At 53.5% G+C, this 3,827-nt stretch carries 4 protein-coding genes and 1 pseudogene; 2 read left to right on the top strand and 3 right to left on the bottom strand.

From position 1 onward, the window contains the following. A pseudogene (locus tag I656_RS0116580) lies at positions 1-1,087 on the top strand (aminotransferase class I/II-fold pyridoxal phosphate-dependent enzyme); the annotation flags it as partial. A gap of 114 nt (positions 1,088-1,201) precedes the next feature. Here the strand turns inward: I656_RS0116580 and I656_RS0116575 are convergent. Continuing rightward, a complete protein-coding gene (locus I656_RS0116575; protein WP_025949695.1) occupies positions 1,202-1,327 on the bottom strand; it encodes a GapA-binding peptide SR1P in 126 nt (41 codons plus the stop codon). Positions 1,328-1,524: 197 nt separating this feature from the next. On the opposite strand from I656_RS0116575, the gene I656_RS02460 reads away from it, so the two are divergent. After that, positions 1,525-1,905 carry a DUF1885 family protein gene (locus I656_RS02460; protein WP_033006462.1) on the top strand — a complete coding sequence of 127 codons (381 nt, stop codon included), beginning with the start codon at positions 1,525-1,527 and terminating at the stop codon, positions 1,903-1,905. 25 nt (positions 1,906-1,930) lie between these two features. Here I656_RS02460 and I656_RS0116570 read toward each other — a convergent pair whose 3' ends face one another. Further along, positions 1,931-2,173 (bottom strand): hypothetical protein, encoded by a 243-nt coding sequence (locus I656_RS0116570; protein WP_011230562.1) that lies wholly within the window; start codon positions 2,171-2,173, stop codon positions 1,931-1,933. A 262-nt stretch (positions 2,174-2,435) separates the two neighbouring features. Next, the coding region (gene lpdA, locus I656_RS02465) for a dihydrolipoyl dehydrogenase (RefSeq protein WP_020756384.1) at positions 2,436-3,827 on the bottom strand (1,392 nt) is incomplete at its 5' end.

The raw sequence follows: 3,827 nt of genomic DNA, 5'->3' as shown, positions 1-3,827 counted from the left end.
CCGATTTTCATTCATCCCGAAATCGACAAGGAGCTTGGCATTTCCCATGGCATTACGCCGCAAGCAGTGGAAAAAGCGCTCCGCCAGCACCCGGACGCCAAAGGGGTGCTCGTCATCAACCGACGTACTTTGCATTGCCGGCGATTTGAAAAAAATCGTCGATATCGCCCACTCGTACAACGTTCCGGTGCTTGTCGACGAAGCGCACGGCGTGCACATTCATTTTCATGAGGACTTGCCGCTCTCAGCGATGCAAGCGGGCGCCGATATGGCGGCGACAAGCGTCCATAAGCTCGGCGGATCGCTGACGCAAAGCTCGATTTTGAATGTGCGCGAAGGACTCGTCTCCGCGAAACACGTGCAGGCGATTTTAAGCATGCTGACGACGACTTCAACGTCGTACTTGTTGCTCGCTTCGCTTGATGTCGCCCGCAAACAGTTGGCGACGAAAGGGCGTGAACTCATCGACAAAGCCATTCGACTCGCCGACTGGACGCGCCGGCAAATCAACGAGATTCCATATTTGTACTGCGTCGGCGAAGAGATTTTAGGCACGGAAGCAACGTACGACTACGATCCGACAAAGCTCATCATTTCGGTTAAAGAGCTCGGGCTGACCGGCCATGACGTCGAACGGTGGCTGCGCGAAACGTACAACATTGAAGTCGAGCTTTCCGATTTATACAACATTTTGTGCATCATCACCCCGGGCGATACCGAACGGGAGGCGAGCCTGCTCGTTGAAGCGCTCCGCCGCTTGTCGAAGCAGTTCAGCCATCAGGCAGAGAAAGGGATCAAGCCGAAAGTGCTCCTTCCGGACATCCCGGCCTTAGCCTTGACGCCGCGCGATGCGTTTTACGCCGAAACGGAAGTCGTGCCGTTTCACGAATCGGCCGGCCGAATCATCGCCGAATTTGTGATGGTGTATCCGCCTGGCATTCCAATTTTTATTCCAGGCGAAATCATCACGGAAGAAAACTTGAAGTATATTGAGACGAACTTGGCTGCCGGCCTCCCTGTCCAAGGGCCGGAAGACGACACGCTGCAGACGTTGCGTGTCATTAAGGAATATAAACCGATCCGCTGACCGCACAAGCCGGTTTGCCTGGCTTGTGCTTGTTTGCCAAAAATAAACGGCGCGCATGTGACTTGTCGACATGCGCGCCTCTATCCGTTCCTTTCCCCCATCGGTTTGACCGTTTTATTCTTTTTCTCCGCCCTCATGGTCATGCTCGCAGCAATCACATTTCCCATAAAGCGTCGTCACTTTTTCATCTTCGAAATACGCAATCGTCGCATCACACGTTTGACATACGATCGTGCCCATCCCCAAAACCCCTTTGTGATGATAAATTCGCTTGTTGATTTCATAATAATATATCACATTTCAATTGTCAATCCTAATTTGTATATCACATTTAATAAAAAAGAACTTTTTTGAAAACGCCCTTTTTCCATTTATTGTCCGCCAACATATGGTACAATAAGGATAAAGACGCAATGGAAATGGTGGGAGGGGAAGGAATGATGAACACCGATCTAAAGCTGCCTGCGGGGAAAACGATGACCATCGAGGACGTCAAACAGCTGCTCGAGCGCTACCAGATGGCGCTCAAAAAGACAGGGGAACAGCTTTGTTGGGCGTACGAACAGGCCGCTTTCCCGTATACGGTCCGCATACACGAATCCGTTCTCTACTTGCAAGGCGACGGCCGCTTGTACAAAGGGATGGCGATTTCCGTGCGAACAGCTGGAGAAGAGACATTCATTGACATCGCACTGCCGCCGGGGGCGACGCATGGGGATAAAGGGAAGGCCAATGAATTCAGCAAATGGCTGGCGAAAACACTCGGCGGTGAACTGCACTTGTTCAGCGGCCGGACAATGGTGTTTGGCAGCGCGTAAACAGCGGGCATTCGACCGCTGTTTTTTATTGAACGGCCTGCCAAATGACATGCTGACCGGCAAAGTACACCGCCGCCGTCCCAATCGTCGTCAGCGCCGCCTTGCGCGTCGCCAAGCCGAGCTGGCGGGCCAGCAAAAACGCGATGTACATAAAGATGCACAGCATCAGCCCGCGGAAAAACAGGCGGTCTCTTCCTGACAGCCACTCGATCAATGAGAAACTGCTCCAAATCATCATCTGCATCAAAAATGCAACGTAAGCTTTCATTTCAACTCCATCTCCCGCTTGTTCTTTACCATAACGATATGAAGCGAGAGCGGAAAATAGTATGGGAAATTGGACAAGAAATGGACCAGGCCGCTCCTTTGGACAAAAGACTGTCGACCGGGCGCAGCAACAGGCGAACATACAGCTGCCGCCGCAGATTCATTTCTTTTCTGCCAATCATCTTGCTTCTGGATGATGTTTCCTGCTTATTGCACCGCAGGAAAAAGGTGCCCCGCTGTGTTTGGGGCACCTTCGTTTTCCGTTACTTCGCAATGATATGAATCGGCGTGCCAAGCGCCACTTCCGCCGCTTCCATGGCGATTTCGCCAAGCGTCGGATGGGCATGAATCGTCAAGGCGATATCTTCCGCCGTCATGCCGGCTTCAATGGCCAGCCCAAGCTCGGCGATCATATCCGAGGCGTTCGGGCCGATGATTTGCGCTCCAATCACAACGCCGTCTTCTTTGCGGACGACAAGCTTCAAGAAGCCGTCCGTATCGTTGAGTGACAGAGCGCGGCCGTTGGCGGCAAACGGGAATTTCGCCGTAATGACGTCGATGCCTTCCTCTTTCGCCTGTTGTTCAAAGTAGCCGACCGAGGCGCATTCTGGATCGGAGAAGACTACAGCCGGAATGGCGATGTAATCCACTACCGACGGATGGCCGGCGATGGCTTCCGCCGCCACTTTCCCTTCATACGACGCTTTATGGGCGAGCGCCGGGCCTGGAACGATGTCGCCGATGGCGAAAATGTTCGGCACGCTTGTCCGGCATTGTTGGTCCACTTCAATCAAGCCGCGGTTGTTCATTTTGATGCCGATTTGTTCAAGACCAAGTTCATCTGTATTCGGTCGGCGGCCGACCGTCACCAACACATAGTCGGCGTCGATCGTTTTCGTTTCGCCGTTCGCCTCATACGTGACCGTCACGCCGTCTGCACGCTCTTCGGCTCCTTTTGCGAGCGCATTCGTCACAACTTCGACCCCTTTGTTCTTCAGACGGCGCTTAATGATGGACACCATTTGCTTTTCAAAGCCGGATAAAATCTCACCGGCCCCTTCAAGAATCGTCACTTTCGCACCAAAATTGGCGTAAGCCGTACCGAGTTCGATGCCGATGTAGCCGCCGCCGATGACAACGAGCGATTTCGGGATTTCCCCGAGGTTGAGCGCACCGGTCGAGTCGAGAATGCGGCCGGAAAACTTGAAGTTCGGCAGCTCGATCGGACGCGAACCGGTGGCCAGAATCGCGTTTTTAAACGTATACGTCTGCGCGCTGTCGCCGTTGACCACGCGCACCGTATTGGCGTCGACGAAGTACGCTTCCCCTTTGACAATGTCGACTTTGTTGCCTTTGAGAAGTCCTTCGACGCCGCCCGTCAATTTTTTGACGATGCTCGCTTTCCATTCTTGCACTTTCGAGAAATCAACCGTGACGTTTTCCGCCTTGATGCCCATCTCGTCGGAATGTTTCGCCTGCTCGTAGCGATGGCTTGCCGAGATGAGCGCCTTGGACGGGATGCAGCCGACGTTTAAGCAGACGCCGCCCAAATTTCCTTTTTCCACAATCGTCACTTTTTGGCCGAGCTGTGCGGCGCGGATGGCGGCGACATAGCCGCCAGGGCCGGCGCCAACGACGAGCGTTTCTGTTTCAAT

This window comes from Geobacillus sp. WSUCF1, assembly GCF_000422025.1.
In the GTDB taxonomy this organism is placed as follows: domain Bacteria; phylum Bacillota; class Bacilli; order Bacillales; family Anoxybacillaceae; genus Geobacillus; species Geobacillus zalihae.
Note: the sequence above shows the minus strand (reverse complement) of the source record. Positions and strands in the feature narration are given on the sequence as shown.